At 67.7% G+C, this 17,612-nt stretch carries 14 protein-coding genes; 9 read left to right on the top strand and 5 right to left on the bottom strand.

Annotated features, from left to right (window positions below; all coding sequences use genetic code 11):
- Positions 1 to 78 precede the first annotated feature (78 nt).
- Positions 79 to 1,494, top strand: a complete 1,416-nt coding sequence (locus tag I6H87_RS26765) for a DUF1254 domain-containing protein (protein ID WP_011617319.1) — start codon at positions 79 to 81, stop codon at positions 1,492 to 1,494.
- A 90-nt stretch (positions 1,495 to 1,584) separates the two neighbouring features.
- Here the strand turns inward: I6H87_RS26765 and metE are convergent, their stop codons facing one another.
- Positions 1,585 to 3,963: a 5-methyltetrahydropteroyltriglutamate--homocysteine S-methyltransferase gene (gene metE / locus I6H87_RS26760; protein WP_011617318.1), complete on the bottom strand. Its 2,379-nt coding sequence runs from the start codon at positions 3,961 to 3,963 to the stop codon at positions 1,585 to 1,587.
- Positions 3,964 to 4,093: 130 nt separating this feature from the next.
- Between metE and I6H87_RS26755 the strand changes: the two genes are divergently transcribed.
- A complete protein-coding gene (locus tag I6H87_RS26755) occupies positions 4,094 to 5,017 on the top strand; it encodes a LysR family transcriptional regulator (RefSeq protein ID WP_010814566.1) in 924 nt (307 codons plus the stop codon).
- Between the two features lie 7 nt (positions 5,018 to 5,024).
- Here the strand turns inward: I6H87_RS26755 and I6H87_RS26750 are convergent, their stop codons facing one another.
- Positions 5,025 to 5,366 carry a hypothetical protein gene (locus I6H87_RS26750; RefSeq protein WP_010814565.1) on the bottom strand — a complete coding sequence of 114 codons (342 nt, stop codon included), beginning with the start codon at positions 5,364 to 5,366 and terminating at the stop codon, positions 5,025 to 5,027.
- 151 nt (positions 5,367 to 5,517) lie between these two features.
- Between I6H87_RS26750 and I6H87_RS26745 the strand changes: the two genes are divergently transcribed.
- On the top strand, positions 5,518 to 5,988 hold the full coding sequence (locus I6H87_RS26745; protein WP_010814564.1) for an Lrp/AsnC family transcriptional regulator: 471 nt from the start codon (positions 5,518 to 5,520) through the stop codon (positions 5,986 to 5,988).
- 8 nt (positions 5,989 to 5,996) lie between these two features.
- On the opposite strand, the gene I6H87_RS26740 is transcribed toward I6H87_RS26745, so the two are convergent.
- Entirely contained in the window at positions 5,997 to 6,527 is a 531-nt protein-coding gene (locus I6H87_RS26740) for a hypothetical protein (protein ID WP_010814563.1), read from the bottom strand.
- A 268-nt stretch (positions 6,528 to 6,795) separates the two neighbouring features.
- On the opposite strand from I6H87_RS26740, the gene ribA reads away from it, so the two are divergent.
- The 3 genes from ribA to I6H87_RS26725 all read left to right on the top strand — a co-directional run bounded on the left by ribA (position 6,796) and on the right by I6H87_RS26725 (position 9,467).
- Positions 6,796 to 7,392, top strand: a complete 597-nt coding sequence (ribA, locus tag I6H87_RS26735) for a GTP cyclohydrolase II (protein WP_010814562.1) — start codon at positions 6,796 to 6,798, stop codon at positions 7,390 to 7,392.
- Between the two features lie 178 nt (positions 7,393 to 7,570).
- On the top strand, positions 7,571 to 8,050 hold the full coding sequence (locus I6H87_RS26730) for a MarR family winged helix-turn-helix transcriptional regulator (RefSeq protein WP_010814561.1): 480 nt from the start codon (positions 7,571 to 7,573) through the stop codon (positions 8,048 to 8,050).
- Positions 8,051 to 8,096: 46 nt separating this feature from the next.
- Positions 8,097 to 9,467: a serine hydrolase domain-containing protein gene (locus I6H87_RS26725; RefSeq protein ID WP_011617316.1), complete on the top strand. Its 1,371-nt coding sequence runs from the start codon at positions 8,097 to 8,099 to the stop codon at positions 9,465 to 9,467.
- A gap of 51 nt (positions 9,468 to 9,518) precedes the next feature.
- Here the strand turns inward: I6H87_RS26725 and I6H87_RS26720 are convergent, their stop codons facing one another.
- Complete coding sequence (locus I6H87_RS26720; protein ID WP_010814559.1) at positions 9,519 to 9,854, bottom strand: HigA family addiction module antitoxin; 336 nt, start codon at positions 9,852 to 9,854, stop codon at positions 9,519 to 9,521.
- A gap of 11 nt (positions 9,855 to 9,865) precedes the next feature.
- Positions 9,866 to 10,144, bottom strand: coding sequence for a type II toxin-antitoxin system RelE/ParE family toxin (locus tag I6H87_RS26715; protein ID WP_010814558.1), 279 nt, complete (start codon positions 10,142 to 10,144; stop codon positions 9,866 to 9,868).
- 225 nt (positions 10,145 to 10,369) lie between these two features.
- On the opposite strand from I6H87_RS26715, the gene uvrA reads away from it, so the two are divergent.
- From uvrA to I6H87_RS26700, 3 genes are all read left to right on the top strand, one after another.
- On the top strand, positions 10,370 to 16,231 hold the full coding sequence (gene uvrA / locus I6H87_RS26710) for an excinuclease ABC subunit UvrA (protein WP_011617314.1): 5,862 nt from the start codon (positions 10,370 to 10,372) through the stop codon (positions 16,229 to 16,231).
- An 87-nt stretch (positions 16,232 to 16,318) separates the two neighbouring features.
- On the top strand, positions 16,319 to 16,669 hold the full coding sequence (locus tag I6H87_RS26705; protein ID WP_010814556.1) for a hypothetical protein: 351 nt from the start codon (positions 16,319 to 16,321) through the stop codon (positions 16,667 to 16,669).
- Between the two features lie 24 nt (positions 16,670 to 16,693).
- A complete protein-coding gene (locus I6H87_RS26700; RefSeq protein ID WP_041688123.1) occupies positions 16,694 to 17,554 on the top strand; it encodes an endonuclease/exonuclease/phosphatase family protein in 861 nt (286 codons plus the stop codon).
- Positions 17,555 to 17,612: the final 58 nt, after the last annotated feature.

The following is a 17,612-nucleotide window of genomic DNA, read 5'->3' as shown; positions in this document are numbered from 1 at the left end:
ATGCGCCTTCGGGACGACATGCCGGCAGTCATAGCCGCAACACCCGAAAAGCCGCAAAAACATTGGGAAAACGGGGTCATGAAGCCATCCTTGTGTCAACTGGCGAGCGCGGTCACGCTTGCCGTCATGCTGTCCGGCTGTGCGTCCGCGCCGGATCACGGAACCAGCCCGGCAGTCGCCGAGCAACCGCCGTCCGACCAGGCGATGAAGGCCTTGTCCGCCGAGGTCTTCACCTTCGCCTATCCGATGGTGCTGATGGACGTGACGCGCGAGCTGATGACGCTGCGCACGCCGGCCAATACCTTCCACCACAAGCGCACCTTCCCGGACGCCAGCTTCACCGACGTGGTCAGCCCCAACGCCGACACGCTGTATTCGTCGGCCTGGCTCGACCTGTCCAGGGAGCCGGTCATCCTGTCGGTGCCCGATACGTACGGGCGCTACTACCTGATGCCGCTGATGGATGCGTGGACCAATGTGTTCGCGTCGCCGGGCAAGCGCACCACCGGCACCCGCCGCGGCAACTTCGCCATCACCGGGCCTGACTGGCGCGGCACGCTGCCCAAGGGCATGCAGGAGATCCGTTCGCCCACGTCGATGGTCTGGTTGATCGGCCGTACGCAGGCCAATGGCAAGCAGGACTTCCCGGCGGTGCACCGGCTCCAGGACCAGTACCGGCTGACGCCGCTGTCGGCCTGGGGTGGCGGGCGGCGCGTGCCGGAGAGGGCCGCGCCGCGGCCCACGGCCATCGACCCTGAAAGCTCGCCCGTGGAGCTGGTGGCGGCAATGGATGCACAGGCTTTCTTCACGCGCTTTGCCGCCTTGCTGCCGGCCAATCCGCCGGCGCCCGCCGATGCCGCCATGGTGGACAAGCTCCGCCGCATGGGCATCACCCCGGGGGTGCCGTTTAAGACCACGGTGATGGAGCCCTCCACCGCGCGCGCGGTGCAGGAGGGTGCTACCGCTGCGCTGGCCGCGATCGTTCAGGGTGCGCGCAAGGGCAATGCCGATGCCGGCAACGGCTGGGTCATGCATCGCGACCTGGGCACCTATGGCACCAGCTACGGCCGCCGCGCGGTGACCGCGTGGGTGGGCCTGGGTGCCAACCTGCCCGAAGACGCGATCTACGCCTCCACCCGCACGGATGCCAACGGCAAGCCGCTGCAGGGCGGGGCGCGCTATGTGCTGCATTTCGACAAGGACCAGTTGCCGCCGGCGCGCGCGTTCTGGTCGCTGACGCTGTACAACGACCGGCAGGCGTTCATTCCCAACCCGATCCAGCGCTACGCCGTGGGCAGCCGCGACCGCCTGCGCTACAACCGCGACGGCTCGCTCGATATCTATATCCAGCACGAGCGCCCGGCCGGCGCCAAGGCGGCGAACTGGCTGCCGGCGCCGCCCGATGGCCTGAACATGATGCTGCGCGCGTACTGGCCGGAGCAGGTGCTGCTGGACGGCAACTGGATGCCGCCGGCGGTGATGCAGGTGGACTGACGAGGCCGCCATCGAGGACAAAGGCCGCATGCCTGTGAGGGGCATGCGGCCTTTGTCTTTTCCTGCCAGCGCAATTGGCGCTACGCCGTCTCAGTTCGCGTGCGTGGCGCAGGCCGTGCAGGCGTTGCCGGCGTGGGGCACTGCCGCGGCGGTGGCGGCTGCAGGCTTGCTGAGGCGCTTCCAGGTCGTTGCGCCCCGCGCCGACAGCCGCGCGCGCAGCGCGCGGGCCGCGCTGACCATATTGGCCAGCGCTGCTTCGGTCTCTTCCCAGCCGCGCGTCTTCAGGCCGCAGTCCGGGTTGACCCACAGCCGCTGCGGCGGCACCACCTCGCAGGCGCGGTCGAGCAGCCGCTCCATGGCCTGCACCGACGGCACGCGCGGCGAGTGGATGTCGTAGACACCCGGCCCGATCTCGTTCGGGTAGTCGAAGTCGCCGAAGCCTTCCAGCAGTTCCATCGCCGAGCGCGAGGTCTCGATGGTGATCACGTCCGCGTCCATGGCCGCGATGGCGGGCAGGATATCGTTGAACTCGGCATAGCACATATGCGTGTGGATCTGGGTCTGGTCCTGCACGCCGCTGGCCGACAGGCGGAAGGCAGTGACGGCCCAGTCCAGGTAGGCATCCCAGTCGGCACGGCGCAGCGGCAGGCCTTCGCGCAGCGCGGGCTCGTCGATCTGGATCACGCGGATGCCGGCCTGCTCCAGGTCGCACACTTCGTCGCGGATGGCCAGGGCCAGCTGGCGCGCGGTGGTGGCACGCGGCTGGTCGTCGCGCACGAAGGACCACTGCAGCATGGTGATGGGGCCGGTGAGCATGCCCTTCATCGGCCGCTCGGTCAGCGATTGCGCGTAGCGGGCGGTATCGACCGTCATCGGCTCGGGCCGGTACACGTCGCCGTAGATCACCGGCGGCTTGACGCAGCGCGAGCCATAGCTCTGCACCCAGCCGTTCTCGGTAAAGCCGTAGCCGCACAGCTGCTCGCCGAAGTACTCGACCATGTCGTTGCGCTCGGCTTCGCCGTGCACCAGCACGTCCAGGCCCAGTGCTTCCTGCTTGCGCACGGCCACCGCGATCTCGGCACGGATGCGCTCCAGGTATTCGAGCGCGCCGATCTCGCCACGCTTGAACGCGGCGCGGGTCTGGCGGATGGCCGCGGTCTGAGGGAACGAGCCGATCGTGGTGGTCGGCAACAGCGGCAGCTGCAGCGCCTGGCGCTGGCGCTCGATGCGCTCGGCAAAGGGGCTGGCGCGGTCGGCCATGCCGGCGCTCACGGCTGCCAGCCGCTGCTGCACCCGCGGGTTGACCACCCGGCGCGAGGCGCGGCGCGAGGCCTGCGCGGCGTCGGATGCTGCCAGCGCTTCGGCGACCACGGCGTCGCCTTGATTCAACGCGCGGCCCAGCACGGACAGCTCGTCGAGCTTTTCGGTGGCAAAGGCGAGCCACGACTTCAGCTCGACATCGAGACGCACTTCATGCGCGAGCGACACCGGCACATGCAGCAGCGAGCACGACGGTGCCAGCCACAGGCGCTCGCCCAGCGCGGCCTGCACCGGGCGCAGCGTGTCCAGGACTCGGCGCAGGTCGGTGCGCCAGATATTGCGGCCGTCGATCACGCCCAGCGACAGCACGGCGTGCGCGGGCAGCGCGGCCTGCCATGCGGCCAGTTGTTCCGGCGCCCGCACCAGGTCGATATGGAAGCCGTCGACCGGCAGGGCGGCGGCGCGCTGCGCATGGTCGGCGGCGGTGTCGAAATAGGTGGCCAGCAGCAACTTGGGGCCGGCTTCGCGCAAGGCAGCGTAGGCGGTGTCGAATGCGTCGAGCCAGGCCGGCTCCAGGTCCAGGCACAAGGCCGGCTCGTCGATCTGCACCCATTCGATGCCGCGCGCCTTGAGCTGGTCGAGGATGCGGCGATAGCCCTGCAGCAGTTGCGGCAGCAGGGCCAGGCGGTCGAAGCCCGCCACATGGCTCTTGGACAGCCACAGGTAGGTGACCGGCCCGATCAGCACCGGGCGGGCGCGCAGGCCAAGCGCCAGCGCCTCATCGGCTTCCTCGAAGAACCAGGCCGGGCCGCCGTCGAAAGTGGTCTCGGCGTCCAGCTCCGGGACCAGGTAGTGGTAGTTGGTGTCGAACCACTTGGTCATTTCCATGGCCGGCTGCTCGCGGTTGCCGCGTGCCAGCTCGAAGTACTGCGTCAGCGTGAGCCGGGCCGGATCCAAGCCGAAGCGGCGCGGCAGCGCACCCAGCAGCGCGGTCAGGCTCAGCATCTGGTCGTAATAGGCAAAGTCGCCGGTGGCCACGGTGTCCAGGCCGCGGTCGGCCTGCAGCTGCCAGTGGCGGCGGCGCAGTTGCGCGGCCACGTCGCGCAGCTCGGCTTCGGTGCGATCGCCGCGCCAGAACGCTTCTTGCGCAAATTTCAGTTCGCGGCGTTCGCCGATGCGGGGAAAGCCGAGGATATGGGTGCGTGCCATGGAGGTTGCTCCGGAAGATGTCTGGCGCACAGTGTCGGTTTGCCCGTAAAATGAATCAAGCGACAAGTTTTAAACAACATATGAATGAGTTTCATATCAAGACAGACGGGCAACAGGTTGGGGGCGCCGCATGATCGAAGTCCGCCATTTGCGCTCGCTGGTGGCGATTGCCGAGTCCGGCAAGCTGGCCACCGCGGCCGAGCGCGTGCATGTCAGCCAGTCAGCGCTGTCGCACCAGATCAAGGCGATCGAATCGCACTACGGCCTGCCGCTGTTCGACCGCACGCGCCAGGGGCTGCGCTTCACGCCGGCGGGCGAACGCCTGCTGGCGCTGGCGCGCGAGGTGCTGGCCGCGGTCAGCGCCGCCGACCGCGATATCGAACGGCTCAAGGGCGACACCCGTGGCGAGCTGCGCGTGGTGCTGGAATGCCATACCTGCTTCGACTGGCTGATGCCCGTGATGGACGAGTTCCGCCGCCGCTGGCCGGAAGTGGAGGTGGATCTGGTGGCGGGCTTCCACGCCGACCCGATCGCGCTGCTCAGCGACGGCCGCGCCGACATGGTGATAGGCTCGCAGCCGGCGGCCCGACGCGGGCTGGAGGTGGCGCCGCTGTTCCGCTTCGAGATCCTGGCGGTCATCGCCAATGAACACCGGCTGCGCAACAAGCGCCGCATCGAAGCCGGAGACCTGGCCGGCGAAACGCTGATTACCTATCCGGTGCCCGAGCAGCGCATCGACCTGATCCGCGAGGTGCTGGAGCCCGCGGGCATCCACCTGGAACGGCGCACGGCGGAACTGACGGTGGCGGTGCTGCAGCTGGTAGCCAGCCGCCGCGGCGTGGCGGCGCTGCCCAACTGGGGGGTGAAGAACTACGTCGACCACGACTACGTGCTGGCCAAGCGCATCGGTGCCAGAGGCTTGTGGAGCGAGCTCTATGCCACGGTGCCGGCGGCGATGGCGCGCAGGCCCTACGTGGCGGACTTTGTCTCGATCGTGCGCGATACGTGCGCGGCGCAGCTCGATGGGATCGAACTGCTGCCGCAGGCTGCTTAGGCGCGGTTCACGCGGGCAGGGCCAGGGCCGGCTCACTGTTGGTGCGGCGCATGGCGGCGCGCGGTGCCGGCTCGGCCACGGCGTCGCTGTCGGGGTCATCCACGTCGGCAAACAGCAGTTCCACGTCGAAACCATTGTCGAGGCGGCGCAGGAACAGCCACAGCTGGCCGGCATCCTGCGCCGTCAGGGTGGCATGCAGCACGGCCTGCCGGGCCGCGTCGAAGCTGAGTTGCGCGGGCGCCAGGCCGGTACGGCGCGCATTGGCCAGCACCCATTCCATGGCGCCGAACAGGTCGGCGGTTTCGAGTCGCAGCGAGAGGTGCAAGGTGGGGAGGGTGGTGGCTGGCATGTGTTGTTTCCGGCAGGTCGTTCGATAAGGTAAATTTACCAGCCGTTACGCAAAATTGGCTTCTAAATTTTCTTCGATATGGCTTCTATTGGAGAATAAACATCCATTCATGGCAGAATATAAGGATGTTTCTTTTCTTGTAGATATTGCGATGGCACAGCCGCCCAAACTCGACGACACCGACCGGCGCATCCTGCGTGAACTGCGGCGCGATGGCCGCCTGTCCAATGCGCGGCTGGCCGAGCAAGTCGGCCTGTCGGCCACGCCCTGCTGGAACCGTGTGCGCGCGCTGGAAGAAAGCGGGGTGATCGAAGGCTACGCCGCGCTGCTGAACCAGAAGGCGCTGGGATTGCCGGATACCGTGCTGATCGAGGTCACGCTGGAGCGGCACGACGACGACATGCTGTACCGCTTCGGCAAGGCCCTGGCGGAATTGCCTGAGGTGATGGAGGCCCACTTGCTGACGGGCGAATATGACTACCTGATCAAGGTCGCCGTGGCGGGGACCCTGGGTTATGAGGAGTTCCTGCGGCACAAGCTATACAAGCTGCCTGGCCTGCGCCACAGCCGCTCGACCTTTGTGCTGCGCACGCTCAAGCGCGAGCCTTCGGTCGAGCCCTGAGCAGCTAGTCAGGCTGTCCTGAGCACCTCGGCGGTGGTATTGCGCAGCGCGCGCATAGCCTCGTTGCATTGCTGCGGCGTGGTCGGGTGTACCAGTAGCGCCCAGCGGCCATGCTGCACGGCCTCACGCACCGGCGTTATTACCAGTTGATGGTCCGGTCGTGCGGTCACCAGCCCCGCCAACAGCATGCCGAACACCATGCCCAGAAAGAGGGCCGCCCCGATTGCGAATCCCGGGCTGTCCATGACGGCCTCGACTCCCTGCCGGTGCAGGATGCCGACAATGGCCAGCCCGACCACCGCGCCCAGCGTACCCATCATCAGGTGCGAGCGCACCGCGGTGCGCGCGATGGCGTCGTTCTCGGGCTCCAGCTTGCGGCCGAAGTGCGCTTCGTATGGATGCACCAGCCGCACCTGCCCGCGCCGGAGATGGGCCTCATGGCAGACCCGTTCGGCGGCGTCGTTGGCTGCCGACCTGGTATCGAACAGTGCTGCGATCTTGGTACTGGCTTGCTCAGCGTTCAAGGGATTACCGGTCATGGCCTGCTCCTGCTGGGGCCGGGGGCCGCCGTCAGGTGATGCGCACTGCGCTTTTTGTCGCCTGGAACGGCTCCGGCGATGTCCTGTAAACCGAGTCTACCGACCCGCTTGAAGCGGCTGCATAAGGGGATTGCGCGTACTGCTGTAGGACTTCGCCGACGGCCGTCCCGCCCCGCCACGGCGGGGAATCCGAGCGCGAAGGTGCAATTCCGCTCATAATGTCGGCGGTGCCGGGCCGCGCCCCCGCCTTTTGACCAAGAATTCCGGTATGAATGACACAGAAATTGAGCTGATCGACTCGGCGCGCCTGCCGACGCGATTCGGCGACTTTACGGCGCACGCCTTCAAGGGCGCCGATTCAGGCATCGAACACCTGGCCCTCAGCGTGGGCGATGTGACGGGCGATGGCGTCCTGATCCGCATGCATTCCGAATGCCTGACCGGCGACGTCTTCGGTTCCTGCCGGTGCGACTGCGGTCCGCAGCTCGAGCTCGCCATGGAAAAGATTGCCGCCGAAGGTCGCGGCATCCTGCTGTACCTGCGCGGGCATGAAGGCCGCGGCATTGGCCTGGCCGAGAAGATCCGCGCCTACCGCCTGCAAGACGGCGGGCTCGACACGGTCGACGCCAACCTGGCCCTGGGCCAGGCGATCGACGCACGCAACTACGCCTTCGCCGCCGACCTGCTGCACCAGTGGGGCGTCAAGTCCGTGCGCCTGATGAGCAACAATCCGCTCAAGGCCGCAGCGCTCGAGAAGGCCGGCATCACGGTTACCGAGCAGTTGCGCCACATCGTGCCGTCCAACGCCGAGAACGAGAAGTACCTGGCTACGAAGCGCACGCGCATGGGGCACCTGCTCGATTGATCGCGCTTGAGCGCTGCAGGCAGCCGCCGCGCTGCCTGGACCGGCCCGCTGCCAGGAATCCTGGGGCGGGCCTTTTCTTTTGCCCGGCGATCGCGCGAAGAACCGTACTTACCCTTGGTTAGTTGCTCATGGAAACTATTGCCCATAGAATCTATCGGCCGCCTGATCACCCGTTCCCATGTCCAACACTGCCAGCACCACCGATTCCATCCTGGAATTCATGTCGTTTCGCCTGAACCGCCTTTGCGAAATGACCAAGAGTTCCGCCTCCGGCTTTTACGAGCGCGAGTTCGGCATCGGCCTGCGGGAGTTGCGTGTGCTGCGTTTTGCCGGGCTGGAGCCGGGCCTGACGCTGACGCGCCTGATCGAACTGGTGTTGCTGGAGAAAACGGTGACTTCCAAGCTGGTCACCGCGCTGGCAAAGCGGGGCCTGCTGCGCCGTGAAGTCGGCGAGGCCGACGCCAGGCAGCTGAACCTTTACCTGACCGCGGCGGGCGAAGCACTGGTCGCACGGACGTACCAGCGCGGCGACATGCTGGAGAAGATGTTCCTCTCGGTGCTGACGGAAGCGGAAGTGCAGACGCTGGACCGCTGCATCGACAAGCTGACCGCGGCCTTGATCGAGCACCAGCAGGGCGCGGATGCGCAGGCTGGCTAGCCCCGCGCGCGGCAATCCCTCAAACAAAACAAAGCAAGGAGACAGCATGTCGTTGAAGACCTATCCGGAATCCTCGCGCCCCTGGCGCCGCCTGGCATGCATGGCGCTGTGCGCGGCCAGCCTGCCGGCCTGGAGCCAGAGCGCCGGCAGCGCTGCCGGGAGTGTGGCCGCCCCGGCAGCCGCGGCGCCGACCCTGGTCGCAGCGCTGGACAGCGACCCGAACCGCCTGGGCTGGATGCAGGGCTTCCCGCCGCCGCCGGACAAGCTGATCACGCATACGCCGGGCGCCGACAGGTTTCCGCGCAATCGCTGGCTGTTCTCGCATATCCGAGAACTGGTGCCGACCGCGTCCGTCTGGCGCGGCGCCGGCCCGGCCAGCGCGCTGCCGCGTGCGGAACGGGATGTCGGCTCGGTGCAGTTCACCGATGCGGACGGCACCCGCCGCACCTTCGACGAGATGCTGGCGCTGACCTACACCGACGGCATCCTGGTGATGCACAAGGGCAAGGTCATCTATGAGCGCTATTTCGGCGCGCTCGACGGGCACACGCCCCATATCGCCATGTCGGTCACGAAGTCATTTGTCGGCACGCTGGCCGCGATGCTCGCGGCCGACGGCAAGCTCGACCCGGCGGCATCGGTGACGCGCTACCTGCCCGAACTGGCTGGCACGGCCTACGGTGACGCCACGGTGCGGCAGGTCATGGACATGACCATCGGCGTGCGCTACTCCGAGGACTATGCCAATCCCAAGGCAGAGGTGTGGGACTACGCGCGTGCGGGCGGCATGCTGGCCCGCCCGGCGGGCTACAGCGGCCCGGGGACGTTCTACGACTTCCTGAAGACCCTGCAGAAGGAAGGCGACCACAATGCGGTGTTTGCCTACAAGACGGTCAATGCCGAGGTGCTGGCGTGGATCGTGCGCAGGGCCTCGGGTCAGTCGCTGGCCAAGCTGCTCTCGGAGCGGATCTGGCAACCGATGGGCGCGGAGCAGGATGCGTACTTCACCGTGGACAGCATCGGCACGGAGTCGGGCGGCGGCGGGCTGAACACCACGCTGCGCGACCTTGCGCGCTTTGGCGAGACCATCCGCGGCAACGGGCGCTTCAATGGCAAGCAGATCATTCCGGCCTCGGTCGTGGCGGATATCCGCAGCGGCGGCGACCGGGACCAGTTTGCCAGGTCGGCCAGCGCGCCGGTGCTGCCGGGCTGGAGCTATCGCGACATGTGGTGGGTCTCGCACGACAGCCACGGCATGTTCCAGGCCGCCGGCATCCATGGCCAGCGCATCTATATCGACCCCAAGGCCGAGCTGACCATCGTGCGATACGCGTCGCACCCCGTGGCCGGCAACGCGGCCAACAATCCGATCACGTTCCGTGCTTTCCGGGCGCTGGCGGAAACGCTGATGCGATAGGGAGATGGCCCCGGGGCGGCGTGGGCAGCGCCGCCCCGGCAATACCGTTTTCTACTTTTCAGCGGCCGGTTGACCGGCCGCCGCGGCATCGCGCGGCGCCACTTCCGCCATGATGCGCTCGCCGTGGTCGCGCTGCGCGACCTTCAGGTCATAGTCCAGCTGCAGGTTCAGCCACGACTGCGCATCGCCGCCAAAATAGCGCGCCAGGCGCAGGGCGGTGTCCGGCGTGATGCCACGTTGCTCGCGGACGATGTCGTTGATGCGCGCCGCGGTCACGCGCAGCGCGAGGGCCAGGGCGTTGGCGCTCATGTTGAGCGGTACCAGGAAATCCTCGCGCAGGATTTCGCCCGGGTGGATGGGACGCATGCCGTCCTTGAAGCGAACCATGTCTGTCTTCCTCAGTGGTAGTCGATGATCTCAACGACCGCGGGGCCGTCGTGGGTCCAGATGAAGCAGATTCGCCATTGCTCGTTGATGCGGATGCTGTAGCGGCCTTTGCGGTCGCCGGTCAGCAACTGCAGGCGATTGCCCGGCGGGGAGCGCAGGAACTCCAGCGTCGACGCTCTCTGCAGCAGCCGCAGCTTGCGTTCGGCCACGGCGCGGATATTGCCGAAGCGCGGTACACAGCGGCCCGCGAACAGTTCAGCGGTGTCGGAACATCTGAATGACTGAATCATATCGTATATCGGTAATCGATAAATAGCAATGCAGCGAAAGTCAGGCTTTGGCCTGGCGCGAACGGTCATGAAAGCCGCTCGCCTCTCGCACCGCACCGTCACTTGTCTGATTCCGTGCGACGTGATCGATACCAATTCTTTTCCAACCTGATAGACTGTATGGATGTACAGTGGTCGGACCGTCCCCGGTCTCCTCCTTAACGTCCTGATTCGAAAAGAGAAATCGTGTCGAGCAAGCAGCTAATCCGCATTCGCGGCGCCCGCCAGCACAACCTCAAGAATGTCGATCTCGACCTGCGCCCCGGCGAGATGACCGTGGTGACCGGGCCGTCCGGCTCGGGCAAGTCCAGCCTGGTGTTCGACACGCTCTATGCCGAAGGCCAGCGCCGCTACGTCGAGACCTTCAGCGCCTACGCCCGCCAGTTCCTGGACCGGATGGACCGGCCCCAGGTGGAGCGCGTGGACGGGGTGCCGCCCGCCATCGCCATCGACCAGACCAACCCGGTGCGCAGCTCGCGTTCGACGGTGGGCACGATGACGGAGCTGAATGACCACCTGAAGCTGCTCTATGCGCGCGCGGCGGAGCTGTTCGACAAGCAGACCGCGCTGCCGGTGCGCCATGACTCGCCCGAAACCATCTACGCCGAGCTGCTGGCGCGCACGGCCGAGGGCCAGCCGCATCACGACGCGCGCCTCGTGGTGACCTTCCCGGTCGAACTGCCCGAGTCCGCCACCGACGATGAGGTCCAGCAGTGGCTGTCGGTCAGCGGCTATACGCGCGTGCAGGCGCAGCGCGTGGTGCAGTCGCCCACCGGCGCACGCAAGCTGCTCGATGTGGTGGCGGACCGCTTCCGCATCGGCAATGCGGAGAAGGTGCGCGTGGTGGAGGCGATCGAAGCTTCGCTCAAGCGCGGCGGCGGCCGCGTCAACATCTATGTGCTGGCTGACGGCGACGAGGGCCCCGTATGGCGCTTTTCCACCGGCCTGCACAGCCCCGACAGCGACCTGCGCTATGCGGACCCGCAGCCGGCGCTGTTCTCGTTCAACTCCGCCTACGGCGCGTGCGAGACCTGCCGCGGCTTCGGCCGCGTGATCGGCGTCGATCTTGGCCTGGTGATCCCCGACGCGCGCAAGACGCTGCGCGGGGGCGCGATCAAGCCGATGCAGACCCCGGCCTGGAAGGAGTGCCAGGACGACCTGATGCGCTACGCGGGCAAGGCCGGCATTCCGCGCGACACCCCCTGGGCGGAGATGACCGAGGCCGAGCGCCACTGGGTCATCCATGGCTCGCCGGACTGGACCGGCCAGTGGAACAAGCACTGGTACGGCGTGATGCGGTTCTTCAACTACCTGGAGTCGAAGGCGTACAAGATGCACATCCGCGTGCTGCTGTCGAAGTACCGCAGCTACACGCCGTGCGAAACCTGCGGCGGCGCACGCCTGAAGACCGAGTCGCTGCTGTGGCGCCTGGGCTCGAAGGACAATGCCGACGCCGTGCTGGCGCCGCCACGCCGCTTCCTGCCGCGCGGGGTGGACTGGGACCGCACCCGGCTGGAGGCTTTGCCCGGCCTGACCGTGCATGACCTGATGCTGCTGCCGATCGAGCGCATCCGCCGTTTCTTCGACGAGCTGACCCTGCCCAGCGCGATGCTGGACGATGCCCTCAAGCTGCTGCTGGCCGAGGTGCGCACGCGCCTGAAATACCTGTGCGACGTGGGTTTGGGCTACCTGACGCTGGACCGCCAGAGCCGCACGCTGTCCGGCGGCGAGGTGCAGCGTATCAACCTGACCACGGCGCTGGGTACCTCGCTGGTCAACACCTTGTTCGTGCTGGACGAGCCCAGCATTGGCCTGCACCCGCGCGACCTGAACCGCATTGTCGAGGCCATGCACCGGCTGCGCGATGCGGGCAACACGCTGGTGGTGGTTGAGCACGATCCGTCCGTGATGCTGGCTGCCGACCGACTGATCGACATGGGCCCGGGCCCCGGCGAGCGCGGCGGCAATATCATCTTCGACGGCACGCCGGCGGACATCCGCAATGCCGGCACGCTGACCGGCGAGTACCTGGGCGGGCGCCGCCGCGTGGCCGATGCCTCGCACTGGCAGCGCCGACCGGTGGATGCCAAGCTGCCGCGCATCGTGCTGGAAGGCGCCACCGAGCACAATCTGCAGGACGTCACGGTCGAGATCCCGCTGCAGCGGCTGGTGTGCGTGACCGGCGTGTCGGGTTCGGGCAAGTCCACGCTGCTGCAGGACGTGCTGCATCCGGCCATGGCGCGGCACTTCGGCAAGGCCACCGAGTCGCCGGGCGCGTTCCGCCAGCTGACCGGCGCGGACCTGGTCGACGATGTGGTCTTTGTCGACCAGTCGCCGATCGGCAAGACCGCGCGTTCCAACCCGGCCAGCTACGTGGGCGCGTTCGACGAGATCCGCAAGATCTTCGCCAAGGCGCCGATGGCGCTGCAGCGCAGCTACACCGCGGGCACCTTCAGCTTCAACTCGGGCGACGGGCGTTGCCCGACCTGCGGCGGCTCGGGCTTCGAGCATGTCGAGATGCAGTTCCTGAGCGATGTCTACCTGCGCTGCCCGGATTGCGACGGCACCCGCTATCGCCCCGAAGTGCTGGAAGTGAAGATCGAGCGTGCCGCCCCCGGCCAGCCGCCGCGCTTGCTGAGCATTGCCGACGTGCTGGAGCTGACCGTCAGCGAAGCGGCCGCCTGCTTTGCCGCCGACCCCGCGGTGCTGCGCGTGCTGCAGCCCATCGTCGATGTCGGCCTGGAATACATGAAGCTGGGCCAGCCGGTGCCGACGCTGTCGGGCGGCGAGGCGCAGCGCCTGAAGCTGGCCGGCTTCCTCGCCGAAGCGGTGCAGGCCACGCCGTCGCGGACCCGGCCCAGCGCCATCCCGCGCCGGCTGTTCATGTTCGACGAGCCGACCACGGGCCTGCACTTCGACGATATCGCCAAGCTGATGCGCGCCTTCGGCAAGCTGCTGGACGGCGGCCATTCGCTGATCGTGATCGAGCACAACCTGGACGTGATCCGCGCCGCGGACTGGCTGATCGACCTTGGCCCCGAGGGCGGCGACGCCGGCGGGCGCGTGGTCTGCACCGGCACCCCGGAAGACGTGAAGCGCTGCGCCGAATCGCATACCGGCCAGGCGCTGATCCACTATGACGCGGCGCTCGGCGAAGCCGGCACGCTGGCCGCCGAGCGCGCCGAGATCGAAGGCGTGCCGCTGCAGGCCGCGCTGCAGGCACGGCGCGCGCGCCGCGAGGTCGAGGGCGAGGACGTGGTGCGCATCGTCAATGCGCATGAGCACAACCTGAAGGCGCTCAACGTCGATATTCCGCACGGCAAGTTCAACGTGGTCACCGGTGTGTCCGGATCGGGCAAGTCGACGCTGGCCTTCGACATCCTGTTCCACGAAGGCCAGCGCCGCTACCTGGAGTCGCTCAATGCCTATGCGCGTTCCATCGTGCAGCCGGCGGGCCGGCCCGAGGTGGATGCGGTCTACGGCATCCCGCCGACGGTGGCGATCGAGCAGCGCCTGTCGCGCGGCGGCCGCAAGAGCACGGTGGCGACCACCTCCGAGGTCTGGCACTTCCTGCGCCTGCTGTACGTCAAGCTGGGCATCCAGCATTGCGTGCATGACGGCGCGCCGGTGACCTCGCAGAGCCCGGAGTCGATTGCCGCCCAGCTGCTGCGCGACCATCGCGGCCAGCACGTGGGGCTGCTGGCGCCGCTGGTGGTCAACCGCAAGGGGGTCTATACCGACCTGGCCAAGTGGGCCAAGGCGCGCGGCAATACTCACCTGCGTGTCGATGGCGAATTCCTGCCGGTCGACCCGTGGCCGCGGCTGGACCGCTTCCGCGAGCACACCATCGAGCTGCCGGTGGGCGACCTGGTGGTCTCGCCTGAGAACGAGGCCGAGCTGCGCGCGCTGCTGGCGCAGACGCTTGAGGCCGGCAAGGGCGTGATGCACCTGCTGGCGCCGCTGGACGGCCTGCACCACGCCATGCACAACGGCGGCACCGCGCACGTGGGCGAGGTCAAGGTGTTCTCGACCAAGCGCGCCTGCCCGGTGTGCGGCACCAGCTACCCTGAGCTGGACCCGCGCATGTTCTCGTACAACAGCAAGCACGGCTGGTGCACCACCTGCGTGGGCACCGGGCTGGCACTGACGCGTGAGCAGCGCGCGGCGTTCGACGATACCGTGCTGGTGGAAGACAACCGCGGCCGCGAGCAGAGCCTGCCGTCGGAAGAGCAGGAGCCCGAAGGCGTGGTCGACACGCCGTGCCCGGATTGCCACGGCACGCGCCTGAACCTGGTCGCGCGCGCGGTGACCTTCGACGAGAATGCAATCGTCGACGTAGCGCAGTGGACCGTGTCCGATACCCGCCGCTGGGTCGATGGCCTGCGCCTCACGGGGCGCGATGCCGAGATCGCCCGCGATGTCATCAGCGAGATCGGCAGCCGCCTGCAGTTCCTGGAGGAAGTGGGGCTGGGCTACCTGAGCCTGGACCGTGCCGCGCCCAGCCTGTCTGGCGGCGAGGCCCAGCGCATCCGCCTGGCCGCGCAGCTGGGCAGCAACCTGCAGGGCGTCTGCTACGTGCTGGACGAGCCCACCATCGGCCTGCATCCGCGCGACAACCAGATCCTGCTGGACGCGCTGCGCAAGCTCGGCGACAAGGGCAATACGCTGGTGGTGGTCGAGCATGATGAAGACACCATCCGCCGTGCCGACCACATCATCGATATCGGCCCCGGTGCGGGCAAGCGCGGCGGCACGCTGGTGGCACAGGGCGGCGTGGCCGACCTGTCGGCGGCGCCGGACTCCACCACCGGGCAGTTCCTGGCGCACCCGATCATCCATCCGCTGCAGGCCAGGCGCAAGGTGAAGCCCGGCGCCGCCGGCAAGCCCGCCGATCCGCCGGAATGGCTGACCGTGCACGGCGCGTCGCTGCATAACCTGCGCAAGGTGACGGCGCGCATTCCGCTGTCGCGGCTGGTGGCCATTACCGGCGTGTCCGGTTCGGGCAAGTCCACGCTGGCGCGCGATGTGCTGATGACCAACCTGCTCGATGCGGTGGGCCGCTCGGTGCTGTCGTCGCCGGCGACCCGGCGCGCGCGCAACGCTGCGAAGGATGAGGCCAAGGCAGCCAAGTCGAGCGCCAGGAAGCCGCTCAATGTCGAGCACAACTGGCATGGCTGCGACGCCGTCACCGGCTGGGAATCGATCGACCGCGTGCTGGAGGTGGACCAGACCCCGATCGGCAAGACGCCGCGCTCATGCCCGGCCACCTATATCGGCGTGTGGGACACCATTCGCCGGCTCTTTGCCGATACGCTGGAAGCGCGCGCACGCGGCTACACGGCGTCGCGTTTCTCGTTCAACACCGGCGACGGGCGTTGCCCGGCATGCGAAGGGCAGGGCGTGCGCACCATCGGCATGAGCTTCCTGCCGGATGTGAAGGTGCCGTGCGATGTCTGCCACGGTCAGCGCTTCAACCCCGAGACCCTGGCGGTCACCTGGCGCGGCAAGAATATCGGCGACGTGCTGACGATGGAGATCGACGAGGCGGTGGAGTTCTTCTCGGCCATGTCGAACATCGCCCATCCGCTGCAGCTGATGAAGGACGTGGGCCTGGGCTACCTGACGCTGGGCCAGCCGTCGCCAACGCTGTCCGGCGGCGAGGCGCAGCGCATCAAGCTGGTGACTGAACTGAGCAAGGTGCGCGACGACATCACGCGACGTGGCCAGAAGGCGCCGCATACGCTGTACGTGCTGGACGAGCCCACCGTGGGCCTGCATATGGCCGACGTGGCGCGCCTGATCCGCGTGCTGCATCGGCTCACGGACGGCGGGCACAGCGTGGTGGTGATCGAGCATGACCTCGACGTGATTGCCGAGGCCGACTGGATCATCGACCTTGGCCCCGAAGGCGGTGCGGGCGGGGGCGCCATTGTCGGCGCGGCCGATCCGGAGGCCTTGTCGCGCAACGCGGCCAGCCATACCGGTGCAGCGCTGGTGCCGGTGCTGGCACGGGGCAATGCCGTGGCAGGCAAGGTGAGCATCGCCTGAGGGATTGGCGCAGCGAAGGGCGTACGGGCACGCCTTTCGCTTGACCATGGCTACTGGCGTGCACATCGCGCGCAACCGGAGGTAACCATGAAGCATATCCGTCCCAGCCGAATCCTTGCGGCCGTGGCCCTGGCCGCTGCCGCAATCCCCGCCCTGGCGCAGGCGCCGGGCACGCCGCGCGGCACCTATGACCCGTATTCGCAAGGCGCGCGCAGCACCGACAAGTTCGACCCGTACACCCAGGGCGCCAACGCCCCCACCCGAACCGACCTGGCACCCGCGCCAGAGGCCCAGCCTTCGACCGTGCCGGCGCAGCCTGGCGTGCCTGGCACGACCATGCAGCGCGCCCCGGATCCATACACGGAGGGCGCACGTTGGGAAAGCCCAGACCTCGGCCGCCGCATCGGCAAGCCGAACCCGTTCCTGGATGGCGCCTGAGCATAGCGGCCAGCGCTGCCGGCCATGCGAATGCAACCGGACTTACCGCCTCTTGTAAATCCTGCCCAGGCGCGTGACCCTGGCGACACGCCTGCGGTCGCCAGCGCGCGGGCAGGGCTGCACTGCGCGGCGGACGCGGCCGGCATCGCCAGCATGACGGTGGTCAGCTACAACATCCACCGCGCCGTGGGCACGGACCGCCGCTATCGGCCTGACCGCATCGCAACGGTGCTGGAGGAACTGGACGCCGATATCGTCGCGCTGCAGGAAGTGGAATCCGGCAGCAGCAACGACCATACCCTGGAATACCTGGCCGGCCATACCGGCATGCACGTGGTCTCTGGATTTACGCGCGTGCGCGGCAATGCCGACTATGGCAATGCGCTGCTGGCGCGCTTTGCGCCGCAGGCGGTGAACCAGATCGACCTGACGGTGAAGGGCTGCGAGCCGCGCGGTGCCATCGATGTCACGCTGGCGTGCACGGCCTCGGGCTGGGAGAGCGCGCTGCGCGTGATTGCCACCCACCTGGGCCTGCGCCCCGGTGAGCGCCGGCGCCAGGTGCAGCAGTTGCTCAACTACGTGGCCGCCGCACCGCCGTTGCCGACCATCCTGCTCGGTGACGTCAATGAATGGTTCCTGTGGGGCCGGCCATTGCGCTGGCTGCATGCGTATTTCGAGCATGCGCCGCACACCGCCACCTTCCCGTCGCGCTGGCCGGTGTTTGCCCTCGATCGCATCTGGGTGTCGCCGCGCGCGCACCTGGTGTCGGTGGCCAGCCACCGTTCGCCGCTGGCGCGCGTCGCCTCCGACCACCTGCCGCTGCTGGCTCGCTTTGAGGTGCCCGCAGCGCCGCAGTATGACGGTGGAGACCTCAGTGCGACATAGCGGTGGCTTTGATGAGCGTCCCGGCCGGATCAAGACGGGGATTCCGGGCGCACCGGGG

Source organism: Cupriavidus necator (assembly GCF_016127575.1).
GTDB lineage: Bacteria > Pseudomonadota > Gammaproteobacteria > Burkholderiales > Burkholderiaceae > Cupriavidus > Cupriavidus necator_D.
This window is presented reverse-complemented; position numbering and strand designations above follow the sequence as displayed.